Annotated in this window: 12 protein-coding genes and 1 pseudogene; 2 read left to right on the plus strand and 11 right to left on the minus strand. The window is 70.6% G+C overall.

Annotated elements, in window-relative coordinates; genetic code table 11:
- Positions 1-8 precede the first annotated feature (8 nt).
- The 5 genes from pgi to tkt form a co-directional block, all read right to left on the minus strand.
- Complete coding sequence (pgi, locus tag ACIRU3_RS06235) at positions 9-1,661, minus strand: glucose-6-phosphate isomerase (RefSeq protein ID WP_404052098.1); 1,653 nt, start codon at positions 1,659-1,661, stop codon at positions 9-11.
- A 1-nt stretch (position 1,662) separates the two neighbouring features.
- Positions 1,663-2,589: a glucose-6-phosphate dehydrogenase assembly protein OpcA gene (gene opcA / locus ACIRU3_RS06240; RefSeq protein ID WP_404052101.1), complete on the minus strand. Its 927-nt coding sequence runs from the start codon at positions 2,587-2,589 to the stop codon at positions 1,663-1,665.
- Entirely contained in the window at positions 2,586-4,127 is a 1,542-nt protein-coding gene (gene zwf, locus ACIRU3_RS06245) for a glucose-6-phosphate dehydrogenase (protein ID WP_404053161.1), read from the minus strand. Before zwf ends, opcA begins: the two co-directional genes overlap by 4 nt.
- 62 nt (positions 4,128-4,189) lie before the next feature.
- Complete coding sequence (gene tal, locus ACIRU3_RS06250; RefSeq protein ID WP_404052104.1) at positions 4,190-5,356, minus strand: transaldolase; 1,167 nt, start codon at positions 5,354-5,356, stop codon at positions 4,190-4,192.
- A 19-nt stretch (positions 5,357-5,375) separates the two neighbouring features.
- Positions 5,376-7,451 (minus strand): transketolase, encoded by a 2,076-nt coding sequence (tkt, locus tag ACIRU3_RS06255; RefSeq protein ID WP_404052106.1) that lies wholly within the window; start codon positions 7,449-7,451, stop codon positions 5,376-5,378.
- Positions 7,452-7,597: 146 nt separating this feature from the next.
- Between tkt and ACIRU3_RS06260 the strand changes: the two genes are divergently transcribed.
- Positions 7,598-8,503: a helix-turn-helix domain-containing protein gene (locus ACIRU3_RS06260; RefSeq protein ID WP_404052109.1), complete on the plus strand. Its 906-nt coding sequence runs from the start codon at positions 7,598-7,600 to the stop codon at positions 8,501-8,503.
- A 49-nt stretch (positions 8,504-8,552) separates the two neighbouring features.
- On the opposite strand, the gene ACIRU3_RS06265 is transcribed toward ACIRU3_RS06260, so the two are convergent.
- The 4 genes and pseudogenes from ACIRU3_RS06265 to ACIRU3_RS06280 form a co-directional block, all read right to left on the minus strand.
- The gene (locus ACIRU3_RS06265; RefSeq protein ID WP_404052111.1) at positions 8,553-10,082 is read right to left on the minus strand and encodes a glycoside hydrolase family 64 protein; all 1,530 of its coding nucleotides are present in this window, start codon (positions 10,080-10,082) and stop codon (positions 8,553-8,555) included.
- A gap of 14 nt (positions 10,083-10,096) precedes the next feature.
- Positions 10,097-11,509: a glycoside hydrolase family 16 protein gene (locus ACIRU3_RS06270; RefSeq protein WP_404052114.1), complete on the minus strand. Its 1,413-nt coding sequence runs from the start codon at positions 11,507-11,509 to the stop codon at positions 10,097-10,099.
- Positions 11,510-11,693: 184 nt separating this feature from the next.
- A pseudogene (locus tag ACIRU3_RS06275) lies at positions 11,694-11,951 on the minus strand (hypothetical protein); the annotation flags it as partial.
- 77 nt (positions 11,952-12,028) lie between these two features.
- Complete coding sequence (locus ACIRU3_RS06280) at positions 12,029-12,838, minus strand: DUF817 domain-containing protein (protein ID WP_404052117.1); 810 nt, start codon at positions 12,836-12,838, stop codon at positions 12,029-12,031.
- Positions 12,839-13,016: 178 nt separating this feature from the next.
- On the opposite strand from ACIRU3_RS06280, the gene ACIRU3_RS06285 reads away from it, so the two are divergent.
- The gene (locus tag ACIRU3_RS06285) at positions 13,017-14,315 is read left to right on the plus strand and encodes a lipase family protein (protein WP_404052120.1); all 1,299 of its coding nucleotides are present in this window, start codon (positions 13,017-13,019) and stop codon (positions 14,313-14,315) included.
- Between the two features lie 145 nt (positions 14,316-14,460).
- Here the strand turns inward: ACIRU3_RS06285 and ACIRU3_RS06290 are convergent, their stop codons facing one another.
- A complete protein-coding gene (locus ACIRU3_RS06290) occupies positions 14,461-15,303 on the minus strand; it encodes a hypothetical protein (RefSeq protein ID WP_404052122.1) in 843 nt (280 codons plus the stop codon).
- A complete protein-coding gene (locus tag ACIRU3_RS06295; RefSeq protein ID WP_404052125.1) occupies positions 15,300-16,973 on the minus strand; it encodes a histidinol-phosphatase in 1,674 nt (557 codons plus the stop codon). The genes ACIRU3_RS06290 and ACIRU3_RS06295 overlap by 4 nt, the downstream gene beginning before the upstream one ends.
- Positions 16,974-16,992 lie beyond the last annotated feature (19 nt).

Below are 16,992 nucleotides of genomic sequence, written 5' to 3' on the forward strand. Positions count from 1 at the left end.
GATCAGATTCACTTCCTGAGAGAACGGTAGGCGGCGACGAGGGCCGTGGTGGACGGGTCGAGAGCGGGCACCTCGGCGCCCATGGTCAGGGCGGGCTCGATGCGCTTGGCGAGGACCTTGCCCAGCTCCACGCCCCACTGGTCGAAGGAGTCGATGTTCCAGACGGCTCCCTGGACGAACACCTTGTGCTCGTAGAGCGCGACCAGCTGGCCGAGCACGGACGGGGTCAGCTCGGCGGCCAGAATCGTGGTGGTGGGGTGGTTGCCGCGGAAGGTGCGGTGCGGCACCTGCTCTCCGGAAACGCCCTCCGCACGGACCTCCTCGGCCGTCTTGCCGAAGGCGAGGGCCTGGGTCTGGGCGAGGAAGTTGGCCATCAGCAGATCGTGCTGGCCCTTGAGTTCGTCGCTCAGCTCCGCGACCGGGCGGGCGAAGCCGATGAAGTCGGCCGGGATCAGCTTGGTGCCCTGGTGGATCAACTGGTAGTAGGCGTGCTGCCCGTTGGTGCCGGGCGTGCCCCATACGACCGGCCCCGTCTGCCACTGGACCGGGTCGCCGTCCCGGTCCACCGACTTGCCGTTGGACTCCATGTCCAGCTGCTGCAGATAGGCCGTGAACTTCGACAGGTAGTGGCTGTACGGCAGCACCGCGTGCGACTGCGCGTCGAAGAAGTTGTTGTACCAGATGCCCAACAGGCCCAGGAGCAGCGGCGCGTTGGCCTCGGCGGGCGCGGTGCGGAAATGGTCGTCGACGATCCGGAAGCCGTCGAGCATCTCCCGGAAGCGGTCGGGGCCGATGGCGATCATCAGGGACAGGCCGATCGCGGAGTCGTACGAGTAGCGGCCGCCGACCCAGTCCCAGAACTCGAACATGTTGGCCGGGTCGATACCGAACTCGGTGACCTTCTCGGCGTTCGTCGACAGCGCCACGAAGTGCTTCGCCACGGCCTTCTCCTCGCCGCCCAAGCCCTTCAGGAGCCAGGAGCGGGCCGAGGTGGCGTTGGTGATCGTCTCGATCGTGGTGAAGGTCTTGGACGCGACGATGAACAGGGTCTCCGCCGGGTCCAGGTCGCGGGTGGCCTCGTGCAGGTCGGCGCCGTCCACGTTCGACACGAACCGGAACGTCAACTCGCGTGCCGTGTAGGCGCGCAGGGCCTCGTAGGCCATGGCCGGGCCGAGGTCGGAGCCGCCGATGCCGATGTTGACGACGTTCCGGATCCGCCTGCCGGTGTGGCCGGTCCACTCGCCCGAGCGGACCCGCTCGGCGAAGCCGGTCATCTGGTCCAGGACGGCGTGCACCCGCGGTACGACGTTCTCGCCGTCGACCTCGACGACCGCGTCCCGCTCGGCACGCAGCGCGGTGTGCAGCACGGCCCGCCGCTCGGTGATGTTGATCCGCTCGCCCTGGAACATGGCGTCCCGCAGCGCGAACACACCGGTGGCGGACGCGAGTTCCCGCAGCAGGGCCAGAGTCTGATCGGTGATCAGGTGCTTGCTGTAGTCGATGTGCAGATCGCCGACCCGGACGACGTACCGCTCGGCGCGGCCGGGGTCCGTCGCGAACAGCTCACGCAGGTGCGGCTGCCCCTCGGCGCGGTGGTCGGCGAGCGCCGTCCACTCGGGCCGGCGGTCCGGCTTCAGGGTGTCTGACGGTGCGTCGGACATGTCAGGCGTTCTCCTTGGCGGCCTCGCCCTTGAGGGCGATGGCGTACATCTCGTCGGCGTCGAGGCGGCGCAGCTCCTCGGCGATGAGTTCGGAGGTGGGGCGGACCTTCAGGGCGAGGGTGCGTGGCGGCTGGCCCGGCAGGGTCAGCGTCGCGAGCGGCCCCTCGGGGCGGTCGATGACGACCTCGCCGCTCCCGGTACCGAGGCGCACGGCCGTGACGAACGGGCCGGCCGTCACCACCCGGTCCACCCGGACGTTCAGGCGGGCTTGCAGCCAGCGCGCGAGAAGCTCGGCGCTGGGGTTGTCCGCCTCGGCCTCCACAGCGGCCGACGTCACCTTCTCGCGGGCCTGGTCGAGGGCCGCGGCCAGCATCGACCGCCACAGGGTCAGCCGGGTCCAGGCGAGGTCGGTGTCGCCGGGCGCGTAGTTGCGCACGCGGGTCTCCAGGGCCTCCAGGGGACGCTCGACGGCGTACAGGTCGGTGATCCGGCGCTGGGCCAGCGCGCCGAGGGGGTCCTTGGACGGGGCGTCGGGCGCGTCCACCGGCCACCACACGACCACCGGCGCGTCGGGCAGCAGCAGCGGCAGGACCACGGACTCGGCGTGGTCGGACACCTCGCCGTACGTCCGCAGGACGACCGTCTCGCCGGTGCCGGCCTCGGAGCCGACCCGCACGTCCGCGTCCAGCCGGGAGTGGGTGCGGTCGCGCAGTGTGCGGGCGTGCCGCTTGATGACGACCAGGGTCCGCGAGGGGTGCTCGTGCGAGGCCTCCTCGGCCGCCTTGATCGAGTCGTAGGCGTTCTCCTCGTCCGTGACGATGACCATCGTCAGGACCATGCCCACGGCCGGGGTGCCGATGGCGCGGCGGCCCTGCACCAACGCCTTGTTGATCTTGCTTGCCGTGGTGTCGGTCAGGTCGATCTTCATGGCCTGCGCCAGCTCCGTCCGTCTCGTGAGAGCATCTCGTCCGCTTCCCTCGGTCCCCAACTGCCCGACGCGTACTGCGCCGGCCTGTCGTGTGCCGCCCAGTACCCCTCGATCGGGTCGAGGATCTTCCAGGACTCTTCCACTTCCTGGTGACGGGGGAACAAATTGGCGTCGCCGAGCAGCACATCCAGGATGAGCCGCTCATATGCCTCCGGGCTCGACTCGGTGAACGACTCGCCGTAGGCGAAGTCCATGGACACGTCCCGGATCTCCATCGAGGTGCCCGGCACCTTGGAGCCGAAGCGGACGGTCATGCCCTCGTCGGGCTGGACGCGGATGACGATCGCGTTCTGGCCCAGTTCCTCGGTGGCGGTGGAGTCGAAGGGAGAGTGCGGGGCCCGCTTGAAGACCACCGCGATCTCGGTGACCCGGCGGCCCAGCCGCTTGCCGGTGCGCAGATAGAAGGGGACGCCCGCCCAGCGGCGGTTGTCGATGCCCAGCTTGATCGCGGCGAAGGTGTCGGTCTTCGACTCGGGGTCGATGCCGTCCTCTTCGAGGTAGCCGACCACCTTCTCGCCGCCCTGCCAGCCGGCCGCGTACTGGCCGCGCACGGTGTGCGCGCCGAGGTCCTCCGGCAGCCGCACCGACATCAGCACCTTCAGCTTCTCGGTGAGCAGCGCCTCCGCGTCGAACGCGATGGGCTCCTCCATGGCGGTCAACGCCATCAGCTGCAGGAGGTGGTTCTGGATGACGTCACGGGCGGCGCCGATGCCGTCGTAGTAGCCGGCCCGGCCGCCGATGCCGATGTCCTCGGCCATGGTGATCTGCACGTGGTCGACGTACGAGCGGTTCCAGACCGGCTCGTACATCTGGTTCGCGAAGCGCAGCGCCAGGATGTTCTGGACCGTCTCCTTGCCGAGGTAGTGGTCGATGCGGAACACCTGGTCCGGCTCGAACACGCCGTGCACGATCTTGTTCAGCTCGATGGCGCTGGCCAGGTCGTGGCCGAACGGCTTCTCGATGACCGCGCGCCGCCAGGAACCCTCGGGCGGGGAGGCCAGGCCGTGCTTCTTGAGCTGCTGCACGACCTTGGGGAAGAACTTCGGCGGCACGGAGAGGTAGAAGGCGAAGTTGCCGCCGGTGCCGCGGGAGGCGTCCAGTTCCTCGACGGCCTGCTTCAACTGCTTGAAGGCGGTGTCGTCGTCGAAGTCGCCGGGGATGAACCGCATGCCCTCGGCGAGCTGCTGCCACACCTCCTCGCGGAACGGGGTCCGGGAGTGCTCGCGCACCGCGTCATGGACGACCTGCGCGAAGTCCTGGTCCTCCCAGTCCCGGCGGGCGAAGCCCACCAGCGAGAAGCCCGGCGGCAGCAGACCGCGGTTGGCCAGGTCGTACACGGCCGGCATCAGCTTCTTGCGGGACAGGTCGCCGGTCACTCCGAAGATGACCAGGCCGGAGGGGCCCGCGATGCGGGGCAGCCGGCGGTCGCGGGCGTCCCGCAGCGGGTTCACCCAGTCGGTGGCCGGGGCGACGGGCATGCGCACCTCCTCGACGGAGGGCTGCGCGGCCGGCTGCTCCGGCTCAGGAGCCTGGGTCGTCATTACGCGTCAACTCCCTTGCTGTTCAGGGACTTGGTGACGGCGTCCAGCAGGTCCTGCCAGGCCGTCTCGAACTTGGCGACGCCCTCGTCCTCCAGCTGCTGGACGACCTCGTCGTAGGAGATGCCGAGCCGCTCCACGGCGGCCAGGTCCGTGCGGGCCTGCGCATAGCCGCCGGTCACCGTGTCGCCGGTGATCCCGCCGTGGTCGGCGGTGGCCTTCAGGGTGGCCTCCGGCATGGTGTTCACGGTGCCGGGCGCGACCAGCTCGTCCACGTACAGCGTGTCCTTGTACGCGGGGTCCTTCACACCGGTGGACGCCCACAGCGGGCGCTGCCGGTTCGCCCGGTCACCGGCCAGCGCCTGCCAGCGGTCGGACGGCCGGGTCGCACCGTCGGCAGAGCCGAACACCTCCTCGTAGGCCTCGTAGGCGAGCCGCGCGTTGGCGAGGGCCGCCCGGCCCTTGAGCGCGAGGGCCCCGTCGGTGCCGAGGACGGTCAGCCGCTTGTCGATCTCGCTGTCCACGCGGGAGACGAAGAAGGACGCCACCGAGTGGATCTTCGACAGGTCGAGACCCCGCTCGCGGGCCTTCTCCAGGCCGGCCAGGTAGGCGGCCATGACCTCGCGGTACCGCTCCAGGGAGAAGATCAGCGTCACATTGACGCTGATGCCGAGACCGATGACCTCGGTGATCGCCGGGAGGCCCGCCCGGGTCGCCGGGATCTTGATCATCACGTTGGGGCGGTTCACCAGCCAGGACAACTGCTTGGCCTCGGCGACCGTCGCCCCGGTGTCGTGGGCCAGGCGGGGGTCGACCTCGATGGAGACGCGGCCGTCACGGCCGGCCGAGGCGGTGTACACGGACTGCAGGATGTCGGCGGCCGCGCGCACATCGGCGGTCGTCATCATCCGTACGGCCTCGTCGACCGTGACACCCCGTACGGCGAGGTCGGTCAGCTGCTCCTCGTAGCCCTCCCCGGAGCCTATGGCCGCCTGGAAGATCGACGGGTTGGTGGTGACGCCGACGACGCCGCCGGTCGCCATCAGCTCGGCAAGACCGCCCGAGACGATCCGCCGGCGCGACAGGTCGTCCAGCCATATCGACACGCCCTCGTCCGCAAGGCGCTCAAGGGCTCGCGGGGTCGCGATTGCTTCGGTCACTGTGATCATCTTTCCAGTCGCGTCGGTATCAGGCGCGCGCAGCGGCCAGCGATTCGCGGGCAGCGGCGGCGACGTTCTCGGGGGTGAAGCCGAACTCGGCGAAGAGCGTGGTCGCGTCCGCGGAGGCACCGAAGTGTTCGAGGGAGACGATCCGGCCCGCGTCGCCCACGAACCGGTGCCACGTCAGACCGATACCGGCCTCGACGGCGACGCGGGCCCTGACGGCCGGCGGCAGCACGCTGTCGCGGTAGGCGCGCGGCTGCTCCTCGAACCACTCCACGGACGGCATCGACACCACCCGCGTGCCGATCCCCTCGGCCTCCAGCTGCTCCCGCGCGGCGACGGCGAGCTGCACCTCGGAACCGGTCGCGATGATGATCACCTCCGGGGTCTCGGTCGAGGACTCGCGCAGTACATGCCCGCCCTTGGCCGCGTCCTCGTGGGGCGCGTACGTCGGCACGCCCTGGCGGGTGAGCGCGAGCCCGTGCGGGGCCGGGTCGGTGGCGTGCCTCTTCAGGATCTCGGCCCAGACGATCGCGGTCTCGTTGGCGTCCGCCGGGCGGACGACGTTCAGGCCCGGGATCGCGCGCAGTGAGGCCAGGTGCTCGACCGGCTGGTGCGTCGGGCCGTCCTCGCCGAGACCGATGGAGTCGTGCGTCCACACGTAGGTCACCGGCAGCTGCATCAGCGCCGACATACGGACGGCGTTGCGCATGTAGTCGGAGAAGACCAGGAAGGTGCCGCCGTAGACGCGGGTGTTGCCGTGCAGGGCGATGCCGTTCATCTCCGCGGCCATCGAGAACTCGCGGATGCCGAAGTGGACGGTACGGCCGTACGGGTCCGCCTCGGGCAGCGGGTTGCCCTTCGGCAGGAAGGAGCCGGTCTCGTCGATCGTCGTGTTGTTCGAGCCGGCGAGGTCGGCGGAGCCGCCCCACAGCTCGGGCAGGACCGGGCCGAGCGCCTGCAGCACCTTGCCGGACGCGGCACGGGTGGCGACGGACCTGCCCGCCTCGAACACCGGCAGGGCGTCCTCCCAGCCCTCGGGCAGCTCGCCCTTGCTCACCCGGTCGAAGAGCTGCGCCCGCCGAGGGGCGGCCGTGCGCCACTCGGCGATCCGCTTGTCCCAGGCCGCATGCGCCTCGGCGCCCCGGTCCAGGGCCCGGCGGGTGTGCTTCAGGACCTCGTCGGTGACCTCGAAGCTCTGCTCGGGGTCGAAGCCGAGGACGCGCTTGGTGGCGGCGATCTCGTCCTCCCCGAGGGCGGAGCCGTGGGAGGCCTCGGTGTTCCGCGCGTTCGGGGCCGGCCAGGCGATGATCGTGCGCATCGCGATGATCGAGGGCCGGTCGTTCTCCGCCTGGGCGGCCTTCAGCGCCGTGTACAGGGCGGGCACGTCGATGTCGCCGTCGGCGGTGGGCTCGACGCGCCGGGTGTGCCAGCCGTAGGCCTCGTACCGCTTCAGCACGTCCTCGGAGAAGGCGGTGGCGGTGTCGCCTTCGATGGAGATGTGGTTGTCGTCGTAGAGGAAGACCAGGTTGCCGAGCTTCTGGTGACCGGCCAGGGACGAGGCCTCGGCGGAGATGCCCTCCTCCAGGTCGCCGTCGGAGACGATCGCCCAGATGGTGTGGTCGAAGGGGGAGGTGCCCTCGGGGGCCTCCGGGTCGAACAGACCGCGCTCGTAGCGGGCGGCCATCGCCATGCCGACGGCGTTGGCGACACCCTGGCCGAGCGGGCCGGTGGTGGTCTCGACCCCGGCGGTGTGCCCGTACTCGGGGTGGCCGGGCGTCTTCGAGCCGTGGGTGCGGAACGCCTTCAGGTCGTCCAGCTCCAGCTCGTACCCGGCGAGGAAGAGCTGGGTGTAGAGGGTCAGCGAGGTGTGGCCGGGGGACAGGACGAAGCGGTCACGGCCGGTCCACTCCGGGTCTGCCGGGTCGTGTCGCATCACCTTCTGAAAGATCGTGTACGCGGCAGGGGCCAGGCTCATCGCGGTGCCCGGGTGGCCGTTGCCGACCTTCTGCACGGCGTCGGCCGCGAGAAGCCGGGCGGTGTCCACGGCACGCCGGTCGAGGTCGGTCCACTCGAAGCCGTCGGATGTCTGCGTGCTCATCTTCAAGAAGTCCTCGTTCAGGGCGGGATTGCTGACCGGACGCGTTCAAACTTAAAAGTCTGACTTTTTAGGGGGAAGGGTGGGATGTGTCAGCCTGTGGTGAATCTGGGACAGCGATCACGCGGCAGGGGCGGCACGAAGAGAACATGGCGGACATAACATCCCGATCCGGTGACGACGGCGCGGACGGCGACGGGATCAGGACCTTCCCCTTCCCGGCCGAGCTGGCCGTCGGCGGTGTCGGCATGCAGATCGGCCCGATGGGTGCCGACCGCACCTGGCACGCCGACGCCCCGCTGCACCGGGTCCACCGCATCGACTTCCACGTCGTCATGCTCTTCACCGACGGTCCCGTACGGCACATGATCGACTTCGCCGAGTACGAGGCCGCGGCCGGCGATCTGCTGTGGATCCGCCCCGGACAGGTCCACCGGTTCTCCCGGGCCGGCGAGTACCGCGGAACCGTGCTGACCATGCAGCCCGGTTTCCTGCCCCGCGCCACCGTCGAGGCCACCGGCCTGTACCGCTACGATCTGCCGCCGCTGCTGCACCCCGGCCCGGCGCAACTCGCCGCGCTCCGGGCGGCCCTCGAACAGCTGCGCCGCGAGTACGAGGACACCGCGACGCTCCCGCTGAGCCTGCACACGGCGGTGCTCCGGCACGCCCTGACCGCGTTCCTGCTGCGTCTCGCCCACCTCGCGGCCAGCTCGGCTCAGGCGTCCGGGGAGCGGACGGACACCACGTTCACCCTCTTCCGGGACGCGGTCGAGAAGGGCTTCGCCACGCGTCACAGCGTCAGCGCCTATGCCGACGCGCTCGGCTACTCCCGCCGCACCCTCGTCCGTGCCGTCCGCGCGGCCACCGGCGAGACACCGAAGGGCTTCATCGACAAGCGGGTGATCCTGGAGGCCAAGCGCCTCCTCGCCCACACCGACATGCCGATCGGCCGCGTCGGGGCGGCCGTGGGCTTCCCCGACGCGGCGAACTTCTCCAAGTTCTTCCATCTGCACGCGGGCGTCACGCCGGCGGCGTTCCGGGCGGAACTGCGCTGACAGGGGGGCGGGCCCAGCGGGCGCGCCCCCCCTGTTCACCCTGTGCGGATCACCAGCCGATGCCGAGCGTCAGGCCGGTCGGAGGGTTCGCGTTGCCCAGGATCTGTACCGACGACTGGTCGTTGATGTCGTCGTACGGGAAGGCATAGGCGCGCTCGTCGAGTCCGACGGTGTGCAGGAAGGCGGCGTAGTCGTTCTTGATGCCTCCGGTGTAGTAGGCGGACGGGGTGTACCAGGCCGAGGTGTCGAGGGCCGTGCCGCGGTTGAACGCGGCACAGAACTCCGCGCCGAGCTGCTTCTCCGGGTCGCTGCCCGAGGCCAGCGCGCCCGCGCAGGCCACGACGTCCGGGGAGGACGGCTTCTGGAGCGTGTAGGGGCCGGCGCCGTTCTTCGTGAAGGTGAGGGTGTTCCCGGAGACCTGCCCCGAGAAGGTCTCACCGAGCCGGGTCAGCTTGAAGGGGTGGGCGGAGTAGTAGGACCAGGCCTGGTCGACGTACGACTGGAGGTAGTTCGCCCGGGAGCCTCCCGCGAGGAAGAGGTTCGAGGAGCGCGGGGCGATGATCCGGTACGTGTTCTGCAGCGGCTTGAACGCCGCGCCCACCGAGGCGGTGTACTGCGACATGACCTGGGCGCGGGTCAGTGTGATGCCCCGAGTGGTGTCGTAGCCGCTGGAGGTCTGCGTCAGTCGCGAGGTCATCGGGAAGCCGAACTGGTCGACCTGTGTGGTGTTGCCGCCGAAGGCCACCTGCCCGAAGACGTACGTGTACTCGTACCAGTCGAAGTACACATCGGTGTTGGGGTCGTTCGGGTTGCGCAGGTCGGGGCCGCCCCAGCCCTGGTCGTCCGGGGAGACCGGGATGTACAGGGGGGAGCCGAGGGAGACGTAGATCCGGCCGCCGCGGATCGATGTCGGCGAAGGCACCGACCCGCCCGACCGGTCAAGCGTGAACGACATGTTCGGGTAGTTCACGCCGTTCTTGGTCAGGTGTCCGGGTGCGGTCGCGTCCAGGTGGTTGATGTGGACCATGGTCCCGTCGGCCTTCATGTACGACCACTGACCGGGCGTCACCTGGCCGAGCACCGTGACGTAGATCTGTGAATCCGCGTACGTGCCACGGGTGTTGTTCTGGAACGTGATCGGAAAGCTGCCGGTTCCGCCGCCACCGCCGCCACTCCCTCCGCCGCTGCCGACGGTGTAGGTGAAGTGCGGGGTGTCGTGGAGCGGGCCGCCCTTCTCGTACGTGAACCAGTACTCCAGGGTGAAGCCGCTCGGCAGGCCGCCGACCGTCTGCTGCCAGGTGCCCGCGTCGTTCGTCATCCGGAAGTTCTGCTGACCGGCAGCGGGCGACACGTAGTGCACGTCGACCAGGGAGGCGGGTGTGGTCGGCTTGAACCAGATCTGGACGGATCCGGACCCGGTCGGGGTGACTCCCTGGGTGTGGTCGGCGGCGGCCCTGGCGGGCGCCGCCCCGGTCAGGCCGAGGGCCAGCACCGTGAGGAGCGCGGTCAGGACGGCCGTCACCAGCCGCCTTCCGTCGGGGCGGAGCGCCTTGGACCCGGCCGGGGAGCGTGTGGTCATCGGTCGACTCCCTGTCAGTGGCCGAAGTCGAACCAGTTGACGTTCACGAAGTCCGCCGGCTGACCGCTGGTGAAGGTCAGGTAGACGTCGTGGCTGCCGGTGACGGAGCTGATGTTCGCGGGCACCGTCTTCCAGGACTGCCAGCCGCCGGTGCCGGCCACCGCGAAGCTGCCGACCGGCGCGCTCGTACGGCTGTCGAGGCGCACCTCGACGAGTCCGCTGACGCCACCCGCGGCGCCGCTCGCGACCCGGCCGTAGAACTGATGGGCCGCCGTGGAACCGAAGTCGACGCCCTTGTAGAGCGCGTAGTCGCCGTTCGCGAGCGTACTGATGTTCTGGCCGCCGCCCGTGTCCGTGGTGGTCTCGGTGCCGACGCCCGCCTGGCCGTCGTACGACTCGGCCTGGATCGCGCTGTACGCGTCGCGGTTGCCGGACGGCGGCGGGGTGGTGGGCGGCGGGGTCGTGCCGCCACCGCCGGCCGACTGGAGCACCTGGACGTAGTCCACCACGAGCGGGTGGCCGGGGTCCGTGCCGCCGTCGGGGCCGCCGCCGAAGGCCGCCGGGAACTCGCCGCCCATCGCGACGTTCAGGATGATGAAGTAGCCGTGGTTGGTGGCATCGGCCCAGGTCGCCGCGTCGACCTGGCTCTGCCTGACCGTATGGAAGTTGACGCCGTCGAGGTAGAAGCGCATCTCCTCGGGGCTGGTCGATCTGTCCCACTCGACGGCGTAGGTGTGGAAGCCGCCCTGACAGGTCGTGCCTTCGCAGACCTTCTGGCCGCCGATCCCGGACTTCTCGTTGCAGGGGCCGCCGGGACTGGTGCCGCAGTGCATCGTGGCCCACTCGTTGTTGATGCCCTGGACGTTCTCCATGATGTCCAGCTCGCCGATGCCGGGCCAGTTCCACCAGTTGCCGCGATACGGCGCGCCCAGCATCCAGAAGGCCGGCCAGTAGCCCTTGGCGGCGGCGCCGGTCACGTTCGGCATCTGGAGCCGGGCCTCGACGCGCAGCTTGCCGCCTGCGGGCGGCTGGAAGTCGGAGCGGTTCGTCTCGATACGGCCCGACGTCCAGTTGCCCGCACCGTCGCGCCGTGGCGTGATCCGGAGGTTTCCGGCCCCGTCGAGCGAGACGTTGTTGGTGCTGGAGGTCATCGTCTCGACCTCGCCGGTACCGAAGCCGGCGGGGCCGCCGGGGTAGCTCGTGCCCGTCGTGTACTGCCAGTTGGCCGTGTTGACGCCCGAGCCGGCGGGCCCGTTGAAGTCGTCGAGGAAGACCTGGGACCAGCCGGAGGGAGGCGTGGGGGCGGACGCGTTCGCGGGAAAGCCGGCGGCCGTGGCGACGGCGGCCGCCAGGCCGAGGGTGCCGAGCGCGGCGAGGAGCGCCCGGCGCAGGGGGCGCCGCCCGGGTATGCCGGAGGTTTCGCGCATGGGGAGGCCTCTCGGGTACGGAGGGGTGTGCGGGAGTCGATGAGAGCGCTCCCACGGTTACTTGAGAGCGCTCTCAAGGTGTCGCCAATGTGCTCCCCAGCCCTGCAGTCGTCAAGAGTTAAAGCAGAGAAAGTCCCTTCCCCGCAAAAGAGTTCAGTCCGTGAAGCCGCCCGCCACCGGCTCGGACCGCGCTGCCGGCCCGCCACTCGGACCACGACAGGTTCCACCCGTTGAGCCCGTTGGCCGGATCCACCGTCTTCGCGCCGGAGTTCTTGACGATCACCACGTCGCCCGGCATCGAACTCTCGTAGAACTTGTAGCCGTCCATGGAACTGTCGCCTGCACCCTTGGCGTCGTGCAGGCCACCGCGGCCGTGACCGGCATTCCGGTGCCCGAACACCGAGGTGGACGCCCGGTGGTTGTCGTGCACGAAGGTGCCGGTGGCCGGAGTCGCCGCCGGTGACCGGATTGAGAATCCGTGGGGTGCCGGCCGGGATTCCGGTGCGGGCCGGCCGCCGGTCAGGGGGAGGGCGGCGGCGTGTGCCGGGTGTCCGGCTTCGCTCTGCCGAAGGCCGCGAGCACGAAGGTGACGCTGATGAGCAGGGCCCATGCGCCGAACTTGCCGACGTCGACGGGCTGCCAGCCGTGGAGCTGGTACGGATAGCGCCACGCGCCCACGTAGGTGGCGAGGTTCTCCGCCAGCCACAGGAAGAAACCGATCAGGGCGAACGACAGCGCGAGCGGCATGCGCCGCCGTACCCCGCGCACCGTGTAGTGCACGAAGGTGCCCCCGGTGACGGCCACCAGGAGGGCCGCGAGCGGCCAGCGGGCGTCGGGCAGCCAGTGATGGCTGAAGAAGTTGACGTAGACGCCCGCGGCCACCAGTGCTGTCGCCCGCGGCCGGTAGCGGGTCAGCTCCAGGCCGAACAGGTGCCAGGCCCGGCAGACATAGCTGCCGACGGCCGCGTAGAGGAAGCCTCCGTACAGGGGGACACCCGCGAACTTCAGCACGGCCGGTTCCGGGTAGCTCCATGAGCCGAGCGAGACCTTCACCAGCTCGAAGGCGAGACCGATGACGTGGCAGGCGGCGATGACGGCGACATCGCGTCCGCTCTCCCAGCCGCGCCGCCAGAACAGCAGGGTGAGGAACACGCCGTAGCCGAGGAGCAGGTCGTAACGCGCCACCGGCAGCCGCGGCAGCAGGGCCGATGCCGCCACACCGGACAGCAGGGCGATGGCGAAGGCGCAGGAGCGGGCCTGCGTCCAGGTGAAATCGAGCAGCTGGCCGACCGGGGAGGCCGGGAAACCGGCCGGGTGTGGAGTGGGCATGATGATCAGGGAGACGACGCCCGGGCCTTCTCCGGTTGCCTCGTCACGCTAGTCAACGGCACACAGCCCTGCCCCCGCCGGTTCGTCGTCCTTTAACTATCAGCGCTTACCTACGGTTCCGTAACCTCACGGCCTCAGCTCTCCGTACCTCTTCACCCCACGGAAGGGATGCTCTGAGATGATCTCCCACAGGTCGAGGAAAGCACTGCCGAAGAGAGCCGCACTGCTCGCCGCCGCGGGCCTGCTCGGCGGACTGCTGGCGGTGCCGGCCGTGACCGCGACGGCCGGAACCCCCCAGGCGTGCGCCGCCGCGGACGCCGACATATACCGGCCCCCGGATCGCGCCACCGCCGCACCGGGCGCCGTCGTCGCCTGCCGACAGGTCGGCTCGCTGCCCATGGTGATCGGCGGCCCCCCGCTGAACGCGTGGAAGGTGCAGTACGGCTCCACCGACGGGCGGGGCCGGCCGGTCTCCGTGGCCGGCACCGTCGTCGTACCGCAGAAGCCGTGGACCGGTCCGGGCGAGCGGCCGCTGGTCGCGTTCGTGCCGGGCACCCTCGGCATCGGACCGAAGTGCGGGTTCTCCAAGCAGCTGGCGGGTCAGTACCAGGACGCCTACGAGGGCCCGAACGTGGCGGCGCTGCTCAACGCCGGGTACGCCGTGGCCGCGACGGACGGCCAGGGATACATGGACGGCCAGGTGCACCCGTACGCCTCCGGGGCCGAGGCCGGCCGCGCCACCCTGGACATGGCCCGCGCGGCCTCCCGGGTGCCCGGCGCCGGGGTGGGTCCCAGCGCCCGGGTCGGGATCTGGGGCTACTCGGAGGGCGGCTCCGGCAGCCTGTGGGCGGCCCAGCTCGCCCGGTCGTACGCCCCCGAGCTGAAGGTCGTCGGCTCGGCCTCCGGCGGCATCCCCGCCGACCTCGAGCAGGTGGCCGGCAACCTCGACGGAAAGTTCTTCGCCGGGTTCCTGGTGGACGCGTTCATCGGTCTGTCCGTCACCCATCCGGAGCTGCCGTTCGACGAGATCCTCGACGACAGCGGCCGCAAGGCCGTCAAGGACGCCGAGTCACTGTGCGCGCTCGGCACGGTGAGCCGCTTCCCGGGCGCGCGGATCGAGCAGTACACCAAGGACGGGCTGACACTCGACCAGATCTACGCCCTGCATGGCTCCGACGGCACCACCTGGGGCGACGCCGTCGGAGCCAGCAAACTGGGTGTCGGGGTCGGCGCCCCCGGTTCCGGCGCCCGCTACGAGATCGGCTTCCCGGTGTTCCAGTACCGCGGCCTGCTGGACGAGGTGATCCCCGCCCGGACCGCGAGCGAGGCCCGCCGCGCCTACTGTGCCGCCGGCATCAGCACCCGCTGGACCACGTACGCGGGCGACCACCTCACCAGCGACCCGCACGCGATCAGCGATGTGGTGGACTGGCTCGGCGACCGCTTCGACGGCAAGGCGGACACCGGGAACTGCTGATCCTCCGCCCCGGAGAAGCCGTACCGCAGAGGTCCCCGCGCCGGAACCCACCGGCGCGGGGACCTCACGCTTCCGCCCGCTCCGGCTGCCGGCCGGTCGCCGGTCGTCGAGGGAGGCGTGGCGCCCGGCGAAGCCGCATGGGCGCCTACTGCTGCCGGTAGGCGTACACGGTCGTCGCGACCGCGCACACGCCCGGCGGGATCACCTCGGCCCGCAGCGTGCCGCTGTCCGGGGCGTAGTCGACGCCCTCCGCCTCGAACGTGCCGGTGCACACGCTCTTCTGCGGAACACCGAACAGGCTCGTGACCGTGCCGGTGACGGGCCTGCCGTCCAGCGCGTGCGGCAGGTCGACCTGGAGCAGCGGCCTGCTCTGCGGGAAGAGCGCGCCGGAGGTGTCGTCCGAGGCGCACACCAACCGGGTGGCGGTGACGAAGTCACAGCCCTGGATGTCCCGCACCGGCCGGTCCAGGGTGATCTGCCCGGCCTGTGCGAGCGACCCGCCGGTGGCCGGCGTGGCCGGGTTGAGCAGGGGCGCGGGGAACACCTGGAGCCGGCTCTGGTCGCCCCACTCGCCCGACACCAGCCACTGGCCGTCGGGCGAGACGGTGGCGAAGGAGTTGTTCACCTTCTCGCCCGGGTCCAGCGGATGCACGTAGTCGTACCGCTTCCCGGACGGCGTGGTGACCGCGTACAGCTTCGAGGCGGCCGTGTCGGCACCCTGGTAGGCGTCGAAGACATATCCGCGTGCGATGTCCGGGTCGCCGACGTGGTTCCAGCCCTTGATCCGCAGGTCCAGCGGGATGTCCAGCAGACCGCGGTGCAGCAGTGACCCGTCGGCCCGGCTCGCGAGGCCCTGTCCGCCGCCGAGGGTGTCGGTGTACGACGTCCCGGCCGGCGCCCACTGCGGGCCTTCGGCGGCGGAGGCGCTCGGCGCAGCCAGCGCGATCGCGCTCAATAAGGCGCTGAGAGTGAGGAGATGACGCTTCATCGGGCTCCTGCCACGTCGACGAAGATGGGGTTGGAATAGAACCACGTATCGGCCCACGGGTCACCGTTTCCGGGCTCGTGGGAGATCGGCCCGTGCGGGTCGACGGCCGCGCCCAGGTAGCCGGCGCCGTGCCGGTTGCCGTCGCTGCCGCGCAGCCGCACGTAGAAGGACTCCTCGCCGACGGTCAGCGGGATGCGCAGCGTGTACGTCCCCTTGCGGTCGGACACGTCCCACGTGCGCACGACCTTGGTGTCCGGTGCCTTCCAGGTGTCCCGGTCGGCCACCGGGCCGCGCACCGCACCCCGGATCACGTCCACATGGGCCAACCGGGGCAGGATTTCCCGGGGGTTGGCCCGGGAGGCGGTCGTGACCGTCACGTACAGCGTGATCCGCTCGCCCCTGCGGGCGCGCAGCCGGCCGCCGAGCGTGACGCCCCGGCCGCCGTCGCAGTCCCGCTTCACCCGCACGTCGAGCCCGTCCAGGAGATGCCCGTGGTCGAGCCAGACCCGGCCCGCGCGCAGGCCCGCCATCACCGCGCGATAGCCGTAGCGGGTCACACCGACGTGGGTGCGGCTGAACTCGCCGGGCCAGAAGTCGCTGCCGGGCTGCGGGGTGTCGGTGTTCACCGGGTCGGGCAGCCTGCCGGTGTTGTCGAAGTTCTGTCCGGCCGGCCAGTCGCCGTTCTTCCAGGTGTCGAAGACGGTCCGGTGGTTGTCGGAGTTGGTGGTGATCGAGAACAGCCGGCCCTCGGCCAGCATCGAGTCCCACAGCCCTCCGACGGTCGCGGTCGCCCAGTCGAAGCCCCCGTACGTGAGATAGGCGTCCGCCGGGTAACCCGCCCAGGACTGGGCCGACGGCTTGTTCTCGTACTCGCCGCGGATGGACGTGGCGCCGCGCCCGCCGGGGATCGCCGCACCCTGGGCGCCCGGCGCGCCCTCCATGCCGATCATGATCTCGGGGGCCGCGTCGCGCCAGTTGCGCATCTCGTGCGGGGAGTCGATGCCGAGGCGCAGCGGGTGGTTGGCGAGGACCAGGACGTCGTCGACGTAGCCGGTGCGGCGCTGTTCGGCCAGCCACCTGATGGCCTTGACCGCGTGTGCCTCGTTGCGGGCGGTGTCGGTCGCGCCGGCGGCGCCCTCGGTGTAGTTGAGCAGCTTGCCGTCGTAGGCGAGCTCGAACCGCGTGAGCAGGTCGACCTCGTTCGGGCCGGGGGCCGCGAAGACCGTGCAGTGCTCGGCGGCCGGGATGTACCACTCCAGGCCCTGGAAGATCAGCTGGCGCGGGTTCTTCCTGCGGGCCTCGAGGATCTCCTGGTGCTCCAGCGCGGCGCCGTAGCGGGCGTGCCCGAAGTTGGAGTGCTCGTTGAACACCATCCAGTCCAGGCCGTACTTGGCGGCGGCCCGGGCCTGCTGGGAGAAGGTGTACTTCGCGTCGTGGCTGTAGACGGAGTGGACGTGGTGGTCGCCGACCAGGTAGGCGAGGTGCGGGTCGTCGCCGCCGAAGCCCCGGCCGGTGGCCGCGACGGCCGGGGCAGCCGCCCCGCCCAGGGCGAACGCGGCGCCGAACAGGCCCGCGCGGCGCAGGAGTCGGCGTCGCGAGACGCCCTGGGTGTCCAGGTCGGTGGGGGAGACCGCCGGGTCGGCCCAGGCGGGCAGCTGCTGCTCGGTCATGGTGATCCTCGCGAGGGGG

The sequence above is a fragment of the Streptomyces sp. NPDC101151 genome (assembly GCF_044768335.1).
GTDB lineage: Bacteria > Actinomycetota > Actinomycetes > Streptomycetales > Streptomycetaceae > Streptomyces.